Genomic DNA, 16,577 nt, shown 5'->3' with positions numbered 1-16,577 from the left:
ATCGCTGCACTGCCGTCACTCATTCAATCCGCTTTTCCGTCCGTGGTCTGCCCTGCTTGCGCGCATTGGCCCGGAAGTTGCATTCACTCGCGATCGTTCTGCCTCCTGGATCAACACCACTTTCAATCCTTAAGGACAATAAATGAAAAAGCGCGAGTTTCTGAAGATTGCATCGGCAGCGGGGATGGCGGGGATCGCAGCACAAGTACCTGCCGTGTTCGCGCAGAGCGCCGATAAAGGCCCGATCAAGGTTGGCATCCTCCACTCGTTGTCCGGCACGATGGCGATTTCGGAGACGTCACTGAAGGACACCGCGTTGATGACGATTGCCGAAATCAACGCAAACGGCGGCGTGCTGGGCCGCAAGATCGAGCCGGTGGTCGTGGACCCCGCATCGAACTGGCCGCTGTTCGCCGAGAAGGCGCGCGGCCTTCTCACGCGCGACAAGGTTGCGGTGGTGTTCGGCTGCTGGACCTCGGTGTCGCGCAAGTCGGTGCTGCCGGTGTTCGAGGAGTTGAACGGGCTGCTGTTCTATCCGGTGCAATACGAAGGCGAAGAGATGTCGCGCAACGTGTTCTATACGGGCGCCGCGCCGAACCAGCAGGCGATTCCCGCCACCGAATACCTGATGAGCGCCGAAGGCGGCGGCGCGAAACGCTTCTTCCTGCTCGGCACCGATTATGTTTACCCGCGCACGACCAACAAGATTCTGCGCGCATACCTGAACTCGAAGGGCGTGCGCGACGCGGACATTCAGGAGGTCTACACACCGTTTGGCCATAGCGACTATCAGACCATCGTCGCCAACATCAAGACCTTCTCGCAGGGCGGCAAGACCGCGGTCATCTCGACCGTGAACGGCGACTCCAACGTGCCGTTCTACAAGGAACTCGGCAACCAGGGGCTAAAAGCTACCGACGTTCCCGTCGTGGCGTTCTCGGTGGGCGAGGAGGAACTGCGCGGCATCGACACGAAACCTCTCGTCGGCAACCTTGCCGCCTGGAACTACTTCATGTCGCTGCGCGATCCGCAAAACACGAAGTTCAAGACGATGTTCGCCAACTGGGTGAAAAAGAACAATCTGCCCGGCGGCGACAAGCGCGTGACGAACGATCCGATGGAAGCGACCTATGTGGGCATCCATATGTGGAAGCAGGCGGTCGAGAAGGCGAAGAGCACGGACGTCGACAAAGTGCGCGTCGCAATGATCGGCCAGAAGTTCAATGCGCCCTCGGGCTTCGAACTGGAGATGGACGGCAATCATCATCTGCACAAGCCGGTGATGATCGGCGAAGTGCGCGCGGACGGCCAGTTCAATGTCGTCTGGCGCACCAAGACGACGGTGCGCGCACAACCATGGAGCCCGTTCATCGCTGGCAACCAGGGTAAGCCGGACGTCGTGTCGTCGATTCCGGATTTCCTGCGCCGCCGCCGCGTCGCGTGATTGCCTGATCGGCGCCCGGTCCGTCGTGGTCCATGCCGCCCGCCTCGCCCCTGGCGGGCGCTCTCAAACCGCTGCACGATGCACGCCTTTTCATGACCCACAGCCAATCGCTGCGGGCGCTGCTGGTTTCGATCCTGCTCGCGCTCGCCAGTCCCGCCGTCTTTGCGTTGACGGCCGCCGACCTCGCTCCGCTCGCGCAGGACGACTTCGACGCCAAATCCGCGGCGATCGACAAGCTGATCGCCAGTCACGACGCGCCGTCTCGCGCGATGCTCAAGGCGCTCTCCGAAGACAGCGTGCTCGTGACCGATAGCGGCGAAGTGCTGCTGCAAAACGGCGACACGCTCAAAGACGCCATCACCGGCAAGACCGTCTCCGCGAGCGACGCGCAACCGGTGACGCTGAACAACCTGCTGCGCTCGAAGGTGGCCGGCGCGCTGTCCGGCTTGCAACTCGATTCACCGGATCTCGCCATGCGCCGCTCGGCCGTAGAGGCGCTGCTGAAAAATCCCGACCCGTCGATGAAGGAGCAGATCGATGCGGCCCGCGCGAAAGAAACCGACCCGGCCTTGAAGCAACGCCTCGACACGCTATGGGCGATGACCGCGCTGCATAACCCTGACGCCGCGACGCGTCTTGAAGCGGTAAAGCTCGTCGCGGCGCGGCAGGATCTCGACATGTACGAGTTGTTGCGTCCGCTCGTCGCGAAGCAACCCGATGGCGCCTTCGCCGAGCCAAACGCTGCGATTCGCGCAGCCGCTCAGGAAGGCATCGATTCGCTCGATGCCATCCAGCGCCGCAGCGAGATCGCCGGCACCGTGTTTGCCGGGCTGTCGCTCGGCAGCGTGCTGTTGCTCGCGGCGCTTGGCCTCGCGATCACCTATGGCCTGATCGGCGTGATCAACATGGCGCACGGCGAGTTCCTGATGATTGGAGCCTACGCGACATATGCGGTGCAGAACCTCTTTCAGAATTACGCGCCCGGCGCATTCGACTGGTATCCGCTGCTCGCGATTCCGGCCTCGTTCGTCGCAGCGGCGCTCGTGGGCATGGCGCTGGAGCGGCTCGTGCTCAAGCACCTGTACGGCCGGCCGCTCGAAACGCTGCTCACCACCTTTGGCGTGAGCCTGATTCTGATTCAGGCCACGCGCATGATCTTCGGTGCGCAGAACGTTCAGGTATCCAATCCATCGTGGATGAGCGGCGGCGTGACCGTGCTGCCGAATCTGATCCTGCCGTACAACCGCATCGCGATTCTTGCGTTCTCGCTGATCGTCGTCGGCATCGCATGGGCCGTGCTGACGAAAACGCGGCTCGGGCTATTCGTGCGCGCGGTCACGCAGAATCGCCGCATGGCGGCGTGCGTGGGCGTGAAGACGGCGCGCGTCGATTCATATGCGTTCGCATTCGGCGCAGGCATTGCGGGGCTGGGCGGCTGCGCACTCTCGCAGATCGGCAACGTCGGCCCGGATCTGGGCCAAGGCTACATCATCGACTCGTTCATGGCCGTGGTGCTGGGCGGCGTGGGGCAGATCGCCGGCACGGTCATTGGCGGCTTCGGGCTCGGCCTCGTCAGCAAGGCGATCGAGCCGTTCTGGGGCGCGGTGCTCGCGAAGATCGCGGTGCTCGTGCTCATCGTGCTGTTCATCCAAAAGCGTCCGCAGGGCCTGTTCGCCCTGAAGGGCCGCAGCGCGGAGGCCTGAGATGACCACGGCAATGTCCTCTGTCTCTCCTCGTGCCGCGGTCGAAGGCATCGATTCTCCATCTGCGCACAACGCGCAAGACGGCTTCGCGCTCGGCCTGCCCGCGCGCCCGCGGCTGCTGTCGCGCAACGCCTGGCTCGCACTGATCGCGTTGATCGTTGCCGTGGGCCTCGGCGTACCGTTCTCGGCGCTAGTGCTGCCCGAGTCCAGTGCGTTCCATCTGTCCGCGTATGCGATGACGCTGGCCGGCAAGTTCATGTGCTATGCCATCGGCGCGCTCGCGCTCGATCTCGTGTGGGGCTATTGCGGAATCTTGAGTCTCGGCCACGCGCTATTCTTCGCGCTCGGCGGCTATGCGATCGGCATGTATCTGATGCGCGCGATCGGCCATGACGGCGTGTACGGCAGCGACCTCCCCGACTTCATGGTGTTCCTCAACTGGAAAACCATGCCGTGGTATTGGGCCGGCACGCAGCACCTGGGATACGCATTGCTGCTCGTCGTGCTGGTGCCCGCCGTGATTGCGTGGGTGTTCGGCTTCTTCACGTTCCGCTCGCGCGTGAAAGGCGTGTACCTGTCGATCATCACGCAGGCGCTCACGTTCGCCGCAATGCTGCTCTTCTACCGCAACGAAACCGGCTTCGGCGGCAACAACGGCTTCACGGACTTCAAGCGCATTGCTGGATTCCCGATCACGCATCCCGGCACCCGCACCGTGCTCTGCCTGATGACCTTCGCGGTGCTCGTGCTCGCATTTCTCGCTGCACGATTCATCGTCACGTCGAAACTGGGGCGTGTCGTCACCGCCGTGCGCGATGGTGAAACGCGGCTGATGTTCCTCGGCTACAGCCCGCTTGCGTACAAGCTCTTCGTGTGGGTCGTCTCCGCCGTGCTGTGCGGAATTGCCGGTGCGCTGTACGTGCCGCAGGTCGGCATCATCAACCCGAGCGAGATGTCGCCGGGCAACTCGATCGAAATGGCGATCTGGGTGGCCGTGGGCGGCCGCGGCACGCTGATCGGGCCGATCATCGGCGCGTTCGCGGTGAACGGCGCAAAGAGCTTTTTCACTGCGTACTTCGCCGAGTACTGGCTTTTCTTCCTCGGCCTCATCTACGTGCTGGTGCCGCTGCTGCTGCCCAACGGGATTATGGGCTTGATCGGATCCGGCCTCGAGCGACGCCATCGCCGCGCGAAGGAATAACTGATGGCACCGAACTCCATGCTCATGAACGAAGACATATCGGACCATGCGTTGAGCGGCGTGGCGTCGCTTGGCCGGGTCGTCACGCCCGGCGAAATCGACGTCTCGCACGGCGCAATCCTGTATCTGGACGACGTGGTCGTCAGCTTCGACGGCTTTCGCGCGCTCGATGCGCTCACGCTTTCCATCGACGCCGGCGAGCTGCGCTGCATCATCGGACCAAACGGCGCGGGCAAGACCACGATGATGGATGTGATCACCGGCAAGACCCGGCCCGATCACGGCAAGGTGTTCCTCGGCCAGACCATCGACCTCACGCGCATGAACGAGCCTGAAATCGCGCATGCAGGCATCGGCCGCAAGTTCCAGAAGCCGACCGTGTTCGAGCAGCACCCGGTTTGGGAAAACCTCGAACTCGCGATGAAAACCGACAAGGGCTGGTGGACCTCGCTGCGCGCACGCCTCGATCGCAGCGCGCAGGCACGCATCGAGGAAACGCTCGGCATCATCGGCCTCGAAAGCGAAGCGCGGCGCGCAGCTGGCGAGCTTTCGCACGGCCAGAAGCAGCGGCTCGAAATCGGCATGCTGCTGATGCAACAGCCGGCGTTGCTGCTGCTCGACGAGCCCGCCGCCGGCATGACCGACGACGAGACGATGCAGCTTGCCGAACTCCTGAACCAGTTGCGCGGCACGTGCTCGATGATGGTTGTCGAGCACGACATGGAGTTCGTGGCGGCGCTGGCGGGCGAGACGGGCAAGGTCACCGTGATGGCGGAAGGCCGTGTGCTTGCCCACGGCACGCTCGACAACGTGAAGCAGAACGAATCAGTGATCGAATCGTATCTGGGCCGATAAAGCGCGCAACGAATGCTGTACCGATTCTGGTGCCGATACCCGCGTCGATATCACGCAAAACAGGAAACCACAAACATGCTGGAAGTCGACGGACTGAACCAATACTACGGCGGCAGCCACATCCTGCGCGACGTGAAGCTGGCCGTGCCCGAAGGCAAGCTAACCGTGCTGCTTGGCCGCAATGGCGTCGGCAAGACCACCTTGCTGCGCTGCCTGATGGGCGTCGTCCACGCGAAAAGCGGTTCGATTGCCTGGCGCGGCAACGCGCTCACGAAGCTGCCCACCTGGGCGCGGGTTGCGCAAGGGCTCGCCTACGTGCCGCAAGGGCGCGATATTTTTCCGCGGCTTTCCGTCGAGGAAAATCTGCTGGTGGGCGCGGCAAGCCGCAAGGCGCCATCGGGCGTTCCCGAGCGCATTTACGACCTGTTTCCGGTGCTATGGAACATGCGCTCGCGACGCGGCGGCGATCTTTCCGGCGGCCAGCAACAACAGCTCGCGATCGGCCGCGCGCTGATGAGCGAGCCGCAGCTTCTGATTCTCGATGAGCCGACCGAAGGCATTCAGCCGTCGATCATCCAGGACATCGGCCGAACGCTGCGCCAGCTCGTCGAGGAGATGGGCATGACGGTGCTGCTCGTCGAGCAGTACTACGACTTCGCGAAAGCCATCGCGGACCACTACTGGGTGATGCGCCGCGGCGAGATCGTCGCGGGCGGGGAAGGGGCCGCGATGGATCAGGACGGTGTGCGGGAACTGATTGCGGTTTGACGCGCTTTCCAGTTGCGCTGCACCATCGGGCAGCGCGCCGCGTGCACCCAGTCAGGCTGGCTCGTGGGGCACTATGCGCACCCCACGGAGCGAATCGCGAAGCGATTTAATGCCCGTGCGCCGCGTGCCATCCGGCACGTTTTTTGGGCCGTTGACGGACCGTGCCGTCATGCAACCCTGCCGAGACGATAAAAAGAACCCCGGCGAAAGGCCAGGCGAAGGTGGCAAAGACAAAGCTGAGCCAATACGCATCTTGCGGCGGGTAGGCCTGGAGTGCCCAGACCAGGCACGCAGCTGGCAACATCAGCAGACACAACGCCGACCGGTGCAGAAAAACGGCGGCCCTTGCATTCTTGAGCGTCTCAGCTTGCATGCCTACCTCCATAGGGAATGGCACTGAGACATAGAGTCGCACGGCAGCCGCCGCACGCAAACTTGGTGAAATCCCTGACGCGAGGCTTTCTACAGAATATGCGGCTGTGCAGCAAATATTGTTGACTGCGCCTCGACCATGCATCAACCAGGCATGCCTAATTGATTGGTTCTTCAACAACATCGCGCGAGCGCGATCAGGCGACCCTGAATTGCGAATGCAAATCCGGGCTACCGTCCCCTCGGCGTCATGCAGCAGGTTTAGTTTTCCAGCTTTCCAAGGGCATCATCCGGGCAGACGGCTCACCCGGACCCAACTTAAACCTCGCCGAGCAGTACATGGCGAAAGCAACCAATCCTTCACGATTCGACGCCAGCCCCGCGTCGAAACAACCTTATTCGACGCTGCCAGCGCCGAACACGGGATCGGCGCCGACCGCCGCGAGCGACGCGAATCCGCCGCCGTTCGCCACGCTTGCGGCTGCACAAGCTGCGGAGGGCAACGCGCTCGAATCAGGCGATGTCGTTCATCTGACCACCGGCGCGACAGGCCTGCCAAACGGTTTCCCCGATACGCGCTTCGGCTCGAACCTCTACAACTTGCAAAGCGGTCCTTATCAAATTTCGCGCGCCAGCCTGAACTACGGCCAAGCAGTCAAGGCTGGAGAATTCAAGCGAAGGGGCTGTAGGGATGTCGCCATTCTGAGCATTCTGGCGAGCGTTGAAATCGCCGGTAACGACCAGGAAGCAAAAAAACCCCGCAAGGCAAGCCTTTACGGGGTTTTCCTTCACGTCGCATAGCAACGTTTTAATACTGGTGCAAAATTAGATAACCTAACAAAATGATGAATTTGGTTGTTTCAGCTTTGAACAGACAGCATCGGAGAATTTAATATGCGTACGATCGATTCTACATCTGGAAACGATTATGCATGCACCCACGACGCACTGCGGGCTATCGTGCTGTCACAAGTTCAAAGGCAGGTGACGGAGCGGTCTGATCATCCACGCTGGTGCCTCAGAGACGACAGTTCGGCGATAGAGAGCGGCGCGCGCCGGCGAATCGAACTTGCCAATGTCAATGAATGAGTCTTACCGCCCCGGAGCCGTCACTCGACCCAGTGACGTTTCGATGACAGCAACCTGGCTGCAACGGTCACTCGCGCGGGCACGTCTGCCGACGAATGCCAGGCCCTGGCTGCAATTGGGAGGGCTCGAGTTCTACCTTTGTACGCTCGCTCCCTTGAATTTGACCGCTCAGCATCTAGCTTTTCCGCACGATCTTCTTTTCTTGCGTCTTTTTCGCCGATTCTGCGAACAGATCGATCACCATCTCGCGCAGCCATCGATTGCCTTCGTCCTGTTGAACTCGCGCATGCCAGAGCAAATGGATCGGCGCAGCGGGTAATGTCAAAGGCAATGCGCGCAGGCTGAGGGAGAACGGCGCAGCCAGTTGCAGAGCCAGTTGCTCCGGCAACGTGGCTATCAGGTCGGTGCGTTGCAGGATATAGCCGACGCTCATGAAGTGCGGGACCGTCAATCGCACCCGGCGGTGCACGCCGCGCTGTTTCAGCCAGTCGTCCACTCGACCGTGTCCGGTGCCGGCGGACACCACCACCAGATGCTCCGCCTCGCTCCACGCGGCGAGCGTGAGCGGCGCATCTTCGAGCGCATGGCCGCGCCTGAACAGGCAGACATACCGCTGATCGAACAGGCGGCGCTGATAAAACCCGCCCTTGAGTTGCGGCAAAAGCCCGATGGCGAGATCGACCCTGCCCTCGGCCATTTCGTGTCGCAGATCGATGCTCGTGTCGCGAACCGTATTGAGCGCGATGCCGGGCGCCTCGCGCGACAGCCGTTCGACGAGCGCAGGCAGAAAGACGACCTCGCCGATATCGGTCATGCCGATGGTGATCGTGCGCGTGACGCGCAGCGGATCGAAACCCGTCTCGGGATGGAGCGCGGCGTGCAGAATCGCGAGCGCCTGACCGACCGGCTCCGCGAGGCTCAAGGCGAAGGGCGTGGGTACGACGCCGCCCGGCCCGCGCACGAACAACGGATCACCGAGCCGCCGACGCAACTTGGCGAGCGCGTTGCTCACGCCCGGCTGACTCATGTTCATCTGCTCGGCGACGGTCGACACGCGCCGCTCCCGCATCAATCGATGAAAAAGCAGCAGCAGATTGAGATCGATATCACTCAGAGTCATGGCGCGGATCCTTAAGCCTCATTGATTTCAGTGATGTCGTAGATTCACGCCATTTTATTGTGAAATGCGCGGCCGATACCGAGAATTCAGACACACCGCACGCAATCGGCCTTGGCCAGGCGGAAATGCGGTGCCGGATACACAGCCTGAACACTGGAAACGCCTCATGGAACAAATGGATCTGAACATCGCAATCATCGGTGCCGGCATCGGCGGCCTGACGCTCGCGCTCGCGCTGCGAGAACGTGGCATCGACGCGCAGCTCTATGAGCAGACCGACGAGCTTCGCGAGGTCGGCGCGGCCGTCGCGCTCTCGGCAAATGCGACGCGGTTTTACGAGCGCATGGGACTCCGCGCAGCGTTTGACGCAGTGTGCGCCGAGATCCCCGCGTTGATCTATCGCGATGGGCGCAGCGGCGAAGTGATCGGCCGGCATCACGGCGAACCGAGCTATCGCGAGCAGTTCGGAGGATCGTACTGGGGCGTGCATCGCGCGGATCTGCAGGCCGTGCTGTCGAAGGCGGTCGGCCTCGAGCACATTAATCTCAGCCACCGGCTGACCGATATCGTGCAGCATCCCGATCGTGTGAGCCTGAGTTTCGCCAACGGCCGGCGCATCGACGCCGATCTGGTGATTGGCGCGGACGGGGCCCGCTCGATTACGCGTCGCTGGATGCTCGGCTACGATGACGCGCTATATTCCGGCTGCTCGGGTTTTCGCGGCGTGGTGCCGGCCGAACGCATGCATCTGCTGCCCGATCCCGAGGCGATTCAGTTCTGGGTCGGCCCGCAGGGCCACCTGCTGCATTATCCGATCGGCGACAACGGCGACCAGAACTTCCTGCTCGTCGAGCGTCATCCGTCGCCGTGGGCGTCTCGCGACTGGGTCACGCCTGCGCGCGAAGGCGAGCAGTTGCGTCTGTTCAAGGACTGGCATCCTGCGGTTGTGCAGATGATCTCGGCGGTGCCGATCAGCCAGCGCTGGGGCTTGTTCCATCGTCCGCCGCTCGGGCGCTGGAGCAAGGGCCGCGTGACCCTTATCGGCGATGCCGCGCACGCGCTCGTGCCGCATCACGGTCAGGGCGCCAATCAGTCGATCGAAGATGCCGTGGTGCTGGCCGCTCAATTGGTCAAAGCGGGCCCGGGTCGCTGGCGCGATGCACAGGAGGCTTACGAGCGCTTGCGTCGGGGCCGCACGCGCAAGGTGCAGTACGCGTCGATATCGACGGCGGATGTGCTGCATTTGCCGGACGGACCTGAAGCACAGGCGCGCAACGCCCGGCTGCGATCACGCGAAAGCCTGCTGCATCATCTGGACTGGATTCACGATTTCGACGCCCTGGAACAAGAGCCGACGGAACGTCAGGGCGGTACCTGGCTCTGAACAGCGCTTAGCCGGCATCCCGTTCTTACAAGAAGACGAATTAGTGAATCATTGTGGGAAACGCTCGAATTGTTGCTGCCGGAACGACGCGCCTCGCCAAAAGCTGGGCGACCGCGCGTTGATGACCGTGCGGCGTTGAATGGCATTCTGTTCGTGCTGTTCACAGGCATCCCATGGGAAGACCTGCTGGCGTCGCTTGCGCGAATGGCAGGACAGCGGCGTATGGGTTCGGTTGCATGCAATGATGTTGTCGCGCCTTCGCGGATACGATGCGATTGATTGGGGCCGCGTTGGCATCGACAGCGCGAGCGTGGCCAACTCCCGGGGGGCCAAAAGACAGGCCCAAATCCAACTGACCGCAAACGTGGCCGGCCACGTACGCGTCCAGACAAGGTTCATGCCGACAAGGGCTACGATTACCCGCGATGCTGGAAGGCGCTAGCGGAGCGAGGAATCATGGCGCGGGCCTAACCCCCGGTAGTACGTCACGTACCGCGCTATCATCCCCTCGTAAGTGGTCGCTGTCGGCGTGTACAAAGGCATAGGCTCACTACATCAGTTTGAGCAGACACGGTCGCCTCCCCCGCTCATCAGCAATTGCATCCGCGCATCATCGAAGCGCGCGCACTCGCCCTTGAGCCAGTTCGAAAAAGCCGCCGTGCGTGGATCGTCGGGTTGGCGGGAAAGCAGCATATAGCGCGCGGGCGCCCGAGCGTGCTTTCCGAACACATTGACAAGCCGCCCACTCCTGATCTCGTCATGAACCAGGGCCGCGCGCCCCATCGCCACGCCCTGATGGTTTAATGCGGCAGTGATAGCGAGGCTGGAGAAATTAAACTGGGGGCCGCCCAGATACTGGGTCCACGCCGGGCGAAACTCCTCTAGCCATGTGCGCCACTCCACGAACTCGGGCGCATCGACCCACGGCGATGCGTCGTGCAGCAACACGACATCTTCGAGCGATTCCCCATTGGCGCAGGCCGGATGCTGCGCCAGATACTCGGGTGTGGCGACCGGAAAGAGGTACTCGTCCATGATGACGTCGGCGTGCAGCCGACTGTATTGAACCGGGTCGTATCGCACTGCCACGTCTATATCGTCGGCGTCCATGGCCTGCCGGTCCAGAATCTGGAACTCGGCCTTGAGGCGGACCGAGACTTTCGGCTGTTGCCTGTGAAACTCGCTCAATCTCGGCATCAACCATTGCAGCGCGAATGAGGGCAGGCAACTCACCTGTAGCGGCGCATTCGACATGCCGAGGTCCTGAAGCGTCCGATTGATGTCGGCGAAAGCGCTCGACAGCGTGTCGAGGAGGACCTCGCCCTTCTCGGTCATCTTGAGCCCGCGTGCCTGGCGCATGAAAAGCGCATAACCCAGGCGCTCCTCCAGATGACGAATCTGCTGGCTGACGGCACTTTGCGTCAGGTTGAACGCCTGGGCGGTCTTCGTGAAGCTCAGGAGCCGGCCCGCGGTTTCAAAACAATGAAGGGCGCCAAGGATTGAACCGTCTAGTCGCATATGTATAAGTAAGGCTAATGCCTTCATTAGAAATTAACGCTTTTCCGCGATTTCATGGAATCGTAGCATCGTCGGCACCATATAGCTTAACGAGCCACGGATCGATCTATGAGCATTCTGCTTCAATCTTCCTCCCTATTAGCAAGACTACAGTCACTCCGCCCGCTACTGTGGCTGAACCCGGATGTCGGCAGCCCATTGCCCCACGACGCGCCATCGCTCGACGACATTGCGCTCGCCGAGGCGAGGCTGGCGCGATGCGAGCCGCTAATGGCCAAACTTTTTCCCGAACTCGCCGCGAGCGCGGGAAAAGTGGAGTCGGACCTGATGGCGGCCGATGGCCTGCACCAAGTGTTATCGATTTCGTCCGACGCGCGGGGAGCCTGGTTCATCAAGCGCGATGACGCATTGCCGATCGCGGGTTCCATCAAGGCGCGCGGCGGCTTTCACGAAGTGCTCGCGCTCGCGGAATCGATTGCGATCGAACATGGGCTGCTCGACGCGGAGGGCGATCGGCGGGTCCTCGCGTCGACCGCTGCACGCGAACTGTTCGCGAAGCACGCCATCATCGTCGGCAGTACCGGCAATCTCGGCTTAAGCATCGGCGTAATGGCCGCCGCTCTGGGATTCGAGTCGATCGTTCATATGTCGACGGACGCGAAGTCCTGGAAGAAGGAGCGGTTGAGAAGACGCGGTGTACGCGTGGTCGAGCACGACGGTGACTACGCGCAAGCAGTCGCCGCCGGACGATCGCAGGCGCTAGATCGGCCGCGCTGCCATTTCGTGGACGACGAGCGTTCATTGTTGCTGTTCCTCGGATATGCCGCGAGCGCCCGCCATCTGGCGGCACAACTTGCGGAGTCGGGCCGCATCGTGGATGCAGCGCATCCGCTATTCGTCTATATCCCCTGCGGTGTCGGCGGTGCACCGGGCGGGATTACCTATGGCCTTAAGGCGCTTTTCGGCGAACACGTGCATTGTTTCTTTGCGGAGCCTGTAGCTTCGCCGTGCATGTTGGTCCAGCTTGCGGCCGGTTTCGACGAGCCGGTGTCCGTTTATGACACGGGTCTCGACAACCGGACCGAGGCCGATGGCCTTGCCGTAGGACAGGCTTCGCAACTGGTCAGTCCTTTGATGGCGTCCCAACTGTCGGGTGTATTCACCGTAAGCGATGAAGAACTCTACGCATGCCTGCTGGCGGTTCAACGCGCAACCGGAGTGGAACTGGAGCCATCGGCAGCGGCTGCCGTCGGCGGCCCTGGCTGGTTGACCCAATCACCCTGCGGCCGCGACTACCTGCGCAGTCTCAATGCGGACATGCAGCGGTCAACGCACGTAATTTGGGCGACGGGCGGGTCGCTGGTTCCGCCAGAGGAGCATCGCCGTTTCCAGCAACGTGCAAAAGCACTCGCCGGTCCCGCGTCAGTGAAATAGCCATTGCGTACGACATCCATGCATGCGCAACAGCTTCGAAAGTATTGATCGCCGAACGACGCGCGGCGCGCTTTTCCAACCTTTTTGCAGCGACAGGATCGACGACGCCAGCAAGCTTCTCTCGGGCCTCGTCTCGCTTCTTGCGGGCTGCCGCAAGTGAGACATCTGGACAGACGCCGAGCGCCAGCGTCTTGTCCTTGCCTGCGAACCGATAGTTCATCCGCCAATATTTTGCGCCGGATTTGTCGATCTGAAGGTACATCCGACCGCCGTCAGATAGACGGTTGCCCGTGCCCTCTGGGTTGTAGCGGGCATGCTTGACCAGGCTTGAGCCGCGCTTCGGTGACCGCCTGGATGACCTTGATCCGGTCCACTTTGCGCATCGTCATCGTGATCGTCCCAGTCGCATTCATTGCCGGCGCTCCATGTGGATGTCCGGCACTCAACCTACACAGAACACGACATCTATTTGGGACCTACACACGATGATTCGAGTTATAAGTCAGATTTCTACGCAATATAAATCCGTCGAGCACGCCGCGTTGCACTAGAGATTACCTGAACGAAACGAACATACGTCACTCATAAAAATTGGATTCCTTATTAAAACCATGAATCGACCAGATCGTCCGGCGTTTGGTACTACCTGAGATTTGCATTCAGGGAATACGGTACACCCACGTCACGCACGCCCCGAATCGCACCCCGCAACCCCTGATACCTGAAGGCCGACTCAATCGCGCCTGATCGAAGCTGGTTTGCATACTCTTCCTCTTGCCGCGCTCACGCCGCGAAGCCGCCGAAAGAAAGACCTTGGGCGGACAATCTCGTGCACCGAACTGACGAATGATTTTGATATGATTTCTCAAAAATCGTAGCGAGCTCCGTCCATGAAAGACGTCGGCGCAATTCGGGGATCATTTGCATGAATACAGTGCCGTGGACGGCGACTCGCGCGCGCACGCTCCTGCAAGCCATTGCGCTCGGCACGCTCTATTACCTGCTCGCCCGCCCCGTCGCGAACCTCGAGAGCGCCAACTCCCTCGCTGCCATCGCCTGGCCGGCGCCGGCCACCGCGATTGCTTTTCTCTGGCCGCTGCCGCCGCGTCAGTGGTTCCCTTTCCTGCTCGCGGTCCTGGCCGCAGTCGCGTCCAACGGCCATTTCAGTGCCGAATCCTGGCGTAGCGACGTCGGCTTTTGCCTCCTCAACGTCTTCGAGGTCGCGTTTTGCGCGTGGCTGGGCCGGCGCTATGTCGGTGCGAGCGGCACACTGTCCACCACCTCGGCGCTGATACGCTTTCTCGTGCTGCTGCCGCTCGTGGGCATCGGGCTCACTGCCATGCTGGGCGCCACATTCGCGGCCGATCTGGGCGGCGACAGCTGGTGGCGGGAATGGCAGATCCTCTTCGTCGGCAATGGCGTCGCCGTGCTGGTGCTCGTGCCCGCCCTGCTCGCATGGCGGGACCGATCATCCGGTGCGGCACCCGGCGGCCTGCCCGGCGGGCGTCTCAGTGCGCTGGCAGGATGCCTCGCCGTCGTCACAATACTCGCCGCAACGGCCGCCCTGCACCTGTCCGAAGAAGTGCAGCGCGGCGTGCTCGCGCTCGTGCTCGCCGCCGTTGCCATTTACGGCGGCCTGCCCGCGGCTGCGACGACGGTGGCGACCGCGGCAATACTCGGCGTCAGTCTGACGCTCGTGCATCTCGGCCCCTACCAGTACGAGGGTGCGAACAGCTCCTGGAGCCTGCAGGTCGATATGGCCGGGCTCGCCATTCTGACGTTCTTCGTCGCCGTGGCCACGCGCGAGCGCCGGCAGCTTGCATTGCGCCTCGAGCGGGCGCGGCGCATGGAGTCGCTCGGCCTGCTCGCCGGCGGCGTTGCGCACGACTTCAACAATATCCTCGCGGCCGTCGACGGCTACGCGGAAATCGCCCATGATCGCCTGCCCGAGGGTTCGTCCGCCCGCCCGGCGCTGGACGAGGTGCGGACCGCATCTGCGCGGGGCCGTGACCTCACCGAGCAAATTCTGCTCGCCGCGCGCCGCGGCGATCGCGTACGCGAAATGCTCGAGCTTGCGTCGGTCGTCGGCGAAGCCGTCGCGCTCGCGCGCCCGCTCAGCCGCAACGGCGTCGTCATCGATATCGAGGCAAACGGAGGCCCGTGGCCCGTCGCCGCTCACCGTGGCCAGCTCGTGCGCGCCGTGCTCAATCTCGTGCGCAATGCGTGCCTCGCCGCGCGCTCGCGTGTGGTCGTGCGCGTGGCCAGCGCCGGGTCGATGGCTGCGCCGCTCGCCGTTGGCGACACGCCGCCGGGCTCCGCCGTCTGGATCGAGGTGGAGGACGACGGCGCGGGCATTCCCGCCGAACATCTTGTACATCTGTTCGAGCCGTTCTATTCGACGCGCGCGCAAGGAAGCGGCACCGGTCTTGGCCTTGCGATCGTTGCTGGCGTCGCCTGCGAGCACCAAGGCGGCGTGAGTGTCGAGACGAGCGGCACTGGCACGCGCTTTCGACTCGTCCTGCCACTGGCCGAAGCGGCACCCTCCCCGCGAGCCGGGCAGTTGGGCAATGGCGAGGCCGTCGTGCTGATCGGCGGCGATCCGGCTTCGCGCGAGCGCAGCGAAAACTGGCTCGCGGAGCTGGGCTTCGAGCCGCTCGGCTATGGCGACGCGAGCGAGGCGTTCGAAGCGCTCGCCGATGCCACCGATCTGCGCGACAGCATTGCGCTACTGCTGGCCGACCTCGACGGCCTGTCGATGGACGGCGCCGACCTCGCTGAGCACCTGCGCGAACAGGTGCCGGCGCTGCGCGTGATCCTGTGCTCGGATAACTCCGATGTCGTCACTGTCGCGCGGGCCGCGCGTGCGACGGTCCTGCCCAAACCTTTCGACCGCGAGGCGCTCGGCCGCGCCGCCGCCTCCGCCCTCAAGACCCTGCCATGACCCTGCCGCCGCAACCTTCCATTCTGATCGTCGACGACGACCACTCGATGCGCACCATGCTGATCGAGTACCTGTCGGGTCACGGCTATCGCGTGGATGGCGCCGCGAGCGCCGCCGAGGCGATGAGCGTGTTCGACGCGAAGCCCTACGATCTCGTGCTGCTCGACCTCGGCCTGCCTGACGGCGACGGCACGGAGCTCGCGCGCCGCTGGCGCGAGCAGGCGCCGGTGCCCATCGTCTACATCACGGGCCGCAACGAGGAAGCCGACATGGTGATGGGGCTCGAGCTCGGTGCGGACGACTACATCACCAAACCCTTTTCGCTGCGCGAGGTGCTGGCGCGCCTGCGGGCGGTGATGCGCCGCGCGGGGCAGACGACGCAGGCGCCGATGACGCGCGGCAAGCATCCGCGCGCCTATCGCTTCGCGGGCTGGACGCTGAACCTGAACACGCGCCGGCTCACCTCGCCCGACGAAAGCATCGTGCCGCTCACCAACGCCGAATTCAATCTGCTCGTGGTGTTCCTGAGCTCGCCGCAACGCATCATCTCGCGCGAGAAGCTGCTGGAGAGCACGCGCGCGTTCGACGACATCTACGACCGCGCCATCGACGTGCAGATCCTGCGGCTGCGCCGCAAGATCGAGCGCGATCCGAAGAACCCGACGCTGTTGCGCACCGAGCGCGGCGCGGGCTATTTCTTCGATGCGCTCATCGAGCCTCTGTGGACCTGAGCGCCCTTCCCGACCAA

At 62.8% G+C, this 16,577-nt stretch carries 14 protein-coding genes and 2 pseudogenes; 11 read left to right on the top strand and 5 right to left on the bottom strand.

Translation table 11 applies throughout. The features are described 5' to 3' along the window. Positions 1 to 142 precede the first annotated feature (142 nt). From urtA to urtE, 5 genes are all read left to right on the top strand, one after another. Entirely contained in the window at positions 143 to 1,444 is a 1,302-nt protein-coding gene (urtA, locus tag NH14_RS16160) for an urea ABC transporter substrate-binding protein (protein WP_035525597.1), read from the top strand. 92 nt (positions 1,445 to 1,536) lie between these two features. After that, the gene (urtB, locus tag NH14_RS16155; RefSeq protein WP_035525741.1) at positions 1,537 to 3,147 is read left to right on the top strand and encodes an urea ABC transporter permease subunit UrtB; all 1,611 of its coding nucleotides are present in this window, start codon (positions 1,537 to 1,539) and stop codon (positions 3,145 to 3,147) included. Position 3,148: 1 nt separating this feature from the next. Continuing rightward, complete coding sequence (gene urtC / locus NH14_RS16150) at positions 3,149 to 4,348, top strand: urea ABC transporter permease subunit UrtC (RefSeq protein ID WP_035525599.1); 1,200 nt, start codon at positions 3,149 to 3,151, stop codon at positions 4,346 to 4,348. 3 nt (positions 4,349 to 4,351) lie between these two features. After that, positions 4,352 to 5,203 (top strand): urea ABC transporter ATP-binding protein UrtD, encoded by an 852-nt coding sequence (gene urtD, locus NH14_RS16145; protein WP_052147992.1) that lies wholly within the window; start codon positions 4,352 to 4,354, stop codon positions 5,201 to 5,203. Positions 5,204 to 5,278: 75 nt separating this feature from the next. Beyond that, entirely contained in the window at positions 5,279 to 5,971 is a 693-nt protein-coding gene (gene urtE / locus NH14_RS16140) for an urea ABC transporter ATP-binding subunit UrtE (protein ID WP_035525602.1), read from the top strand. Positions 5,972 to 6,077: 106 nt separating this feature from the next. Here the strand turns inward: urtE and NH14_RS16135 are convergent, their stop codons facing one another. Continuing rightward, on the bottom strand, positions 6,078 to 6,344 hold the full coding sequence (locus tag NH14_RS16135; protein ID WP_052147993.1) for a hypothetical protein: 267 nt from the start codon (positions 6,342 to 6,344) through the stop codon (positions 6,078 to 6,080). Positions 6,345 to 6,682: 338 nt separating this feature from the next. Here NH14_RS16135 and NH14_RS33195 point away from each other — a divergent pair, with 338 nt between their 5' ends. Continuing rightward, the gene (locus NH14_RS33195) at positions 6,683 to 7,144 is read left to right on the top strand and encodes a hypothetical protein (protein WP_035525604.1); all 462 of its coding nucleotides are present in this window, start codon (positions 6,683 to 6,685) and stop codon (positions 7,142 to 7,144) included. Positions 7,145 to 7,607: 463 nt separating this feature from the next. Here NH14_RS33195 and NH14_RS16125 read toward each other — a convergent pair whose 3' ends face one another. Next, complete coding sequence (locus NH14_RS16125; RefSeq protein ID WP_035525607.1) at positions 7,608 to 8,552, bottom strand: LysR family transcriptional regulator; 945 nt, start codon at positions 8,550 to 8,552, stop codon at positions 7,608 to 7,610. 166 nt (positions 8,553 to 8,718) lie between these two features. On the opposite strand from NH14_RS16125, the gene NH14_RS16120 reads away from it, so the two are divergent. Together NH14_RS16120 and NH14_RS33530 are read left to right on the top strand one after the other, a co-directional pair. After that, positions 8,719 to 9,936: an FAD-dependent monooxygenase gene (locus tag NH14_RS16120; protein WP_035525608.1), complete on the top strand. Its 1,218-nt coding sequence runs from the start codon at positions 8,719 to 8,721 to the stop codon at positions 9,934 to 9,936. A gap of 51 nt (positions 9,937 to 9,987) precedes the next feature. Beyond that, positions 9,988 to 10,401, top strand: a pseudogene (locus NH14_RS33530) (transposase); the annotation flags it as partial. A gap of 90 nt (positions 10,402 to 10,491) precedes the next feature. Here NH14_RS33530 and NH14_RS16110 read toward each other — a convergent pair. Further along, complete coding sequence (locus tag NH14_RS16110; protein ID WP_035525610.1) at positions 10,492 to 11,454, bottom strand: LysR substrate-binding domain-containing protein; 963 nt, start codon at positions 11,452 to 11,454, stop codon at positions 10,492 to 10,494. 108 nt (positions 11,455 to 11,562) lie between these two features. Between NH14_RS16110 and dsdA the strand changes: the two genes are divergently transcribed. Further along, a complete protein-coding gene (dsdA, locus tag NH14_RS16105; RefSeq protein ID WP_035525612.1) occupies positions 11,563 to 12,888 on the top strand; it encodes a D-serine ammonia-lyase in 1,326 nt (441 codons plus the stop codon). A 13-nt stretch (positions 12,889 to 12,901) separates the two neighbouring features. Here the strand turns inward: dsdA and NH14_RS16100 are convergent. Together NH14_RS16100 and NH14_RS16095 are read right to left on the bottom strand one after the other, a co-directional pair. Continuing rightward, positions 12,902 to 13,213: pseudogene (locus tag NH14_RS16100) on the bottom strand (Arm DNA-binding domain-containing protein); the annotation flags it as partial. Continuing rightward, positions 13,161 to 13,301 (bottom strand): hypothetical protein, encoded by a 141-nt coding sequence (locus NH14_RS16095; RefSeq protein ID WP_162531584.1) that lies wholly within the window; start codon positions 13,299 to 13,301, stop codon positions 13,161 to 13,163. The gene NH14_RS16095 and the pseudogene NH14_RS16100, both read right to left, overlap by 53 nt. 512 nt (positions 13,302 to 13,813) lie before the next feature. Between NH14_RS16095 and NH14_RS16090 the strand changes: the two genes are divergently transcribed. Continuing rightward, positions 13,814 to 15,829 carry an ATP-binding protein gene (locus NH14_RS16090; protein ID WP_035525614.1) on the top strand — a complete coding sequence of 672 codons (2,016 nt, stop codon included), beginning with the start codon at positions 13,814 to 13,816 and terminating at the stop codon, positions 15,827 to 15,829. Continuing rightward, positions 15,826 to 16,560 (top strand): response regulator transcription factor, encoded by a 735-nt coding sequence (locus tag NH14_RS16085; protein WP_035525616.1) that lies wholly within the window; start codon positions 15,826 to 15,828, stop codon positions 16,558 to 16,560. The genes NH14_RS16090 and NH14_RS16085 overlap by 4 nt, the downstream gene beginning before the upstream one ends. Positions 16,561 to 16,577 lie beyond the last annotated feature (17 nt).

It is taken from the genome of Paraburkholderia sacchari (genome assembly GCF_000785435.2).
In the GTDB taxonomy this organism is placed as follows: Bacteria; Pseudomonadota; Gammaproteobacteria; order Burkholderiales; family Burkholderiaceae; genus Paraburkholderia; species Paraburkholderia sacchari.
The sequence above is the reverse complement of the archived record's forward strand: the minus strand, read 5'-3'. Positions and strand labels throughout refer to the sequence as shown.

What these genes read in the sequence shown, in the direction of transcription:
- NH14_RS16090 (WP_035525614.1), top strand. Translation starts at nt 13,814, where the DNA reads ATGAATACAGTGCCGTGGACGGCGACTCGCGCGCGCACGCTCCTGCAA.
- urtA (WP_035525597.1), top strand. Translation starts at nt 143, where the DNA reads ATGAAAAAGCGCGAGTTTCTGAAGATTGCATCGGCAGCGGGGATGGCG.
- NH14_RS16125 (WP_035525607.1), bottom strand. Translation starts at nt 8,552, where the DNA reads ATGACTCTGAGTGATATCGATCTCAATCTGCTGCTGCTTTTTCATCGA.
- urtB (WP_035525741.1), top strand. Translation starts at nt 1,537, where the DNA reads ATGACCCACAGCCAATCGCTGCGGGCGCTGCTGGTTTCGATCCTGCTC.
- dsdA (WP_035525612.1), top strand. Translation starts at nt 11,563, where the DNA reads ATGAGCATTCTGCTTCAATCTTCCTCCCTATTAGCAAGACTACAGTCA.
- urtC (WP_035525599.1), top strand. Translation starts at nt 3,149, where the DNA reads ATGACCACGGCAATGTCCTCTGTCTCTCCTCGTGCCGCGGTCGAAGGC.
- urtE (WP_035525602.1), top strand. Translation starts at nt 5,279, where the DNA reads ATGCTGGAAGTCGACGGACTGAACCAATACTACGGCGGCAGCCACATC.
- NH14_RS16135 (WP_052147993.1), bottom strand. Translation starts at nt 6,344, where the DNA reads ATGCAAGCTGAGACGCTCAAGAATGCAAGGGCCGCCGTTTTTCTGCAC.
- NH14_RS33195 (WP_035525604.1), top strand. Translation starts at nt 6,683, where the DNA reads ATGGCGAAAGCAACCAATCCTTCACGATTCGACGCCAGCCCCGCGTCG.
- NH14_RS16110 (WP_035525610.1), bottom strand. Translation starts at nt 11,454, where the DNA reads ATGCGACTAGACGGTTCAATCCTTGGCGCCCTTCATTGTTTTGAAACC.
- NH14_RS16085 (WP_035525616.1), top strand. Translation starts at nt 15,826, where the DNA reads ATGACCCTGCCGCCGCAACCTTCCATTCTGATCGTCGACGACGACCAC.
- NH14_RS16095 (WP_162531584.1), bottom strand. Translation starts at nt 13,301, where the DNA reads ATGAATGCGACTGGGACGATCACGATGACGATGCGCAAAGTGGACCGG.
- NH14_RS16120 (WP_035525608.1), top strand. Translation starts at nt 8,719, where the DNA reads ATGGAACAAATGGATCTGAACATCGCAATCATCGGTGCCGGCATCGGC.
- urtD (WP_052147992.1), top strand. Translation starts at nt 4,352, where the DNA reads ATGGCACCGAACTCCATGCTCATGAACGAAGACATATCGGACCATGCG.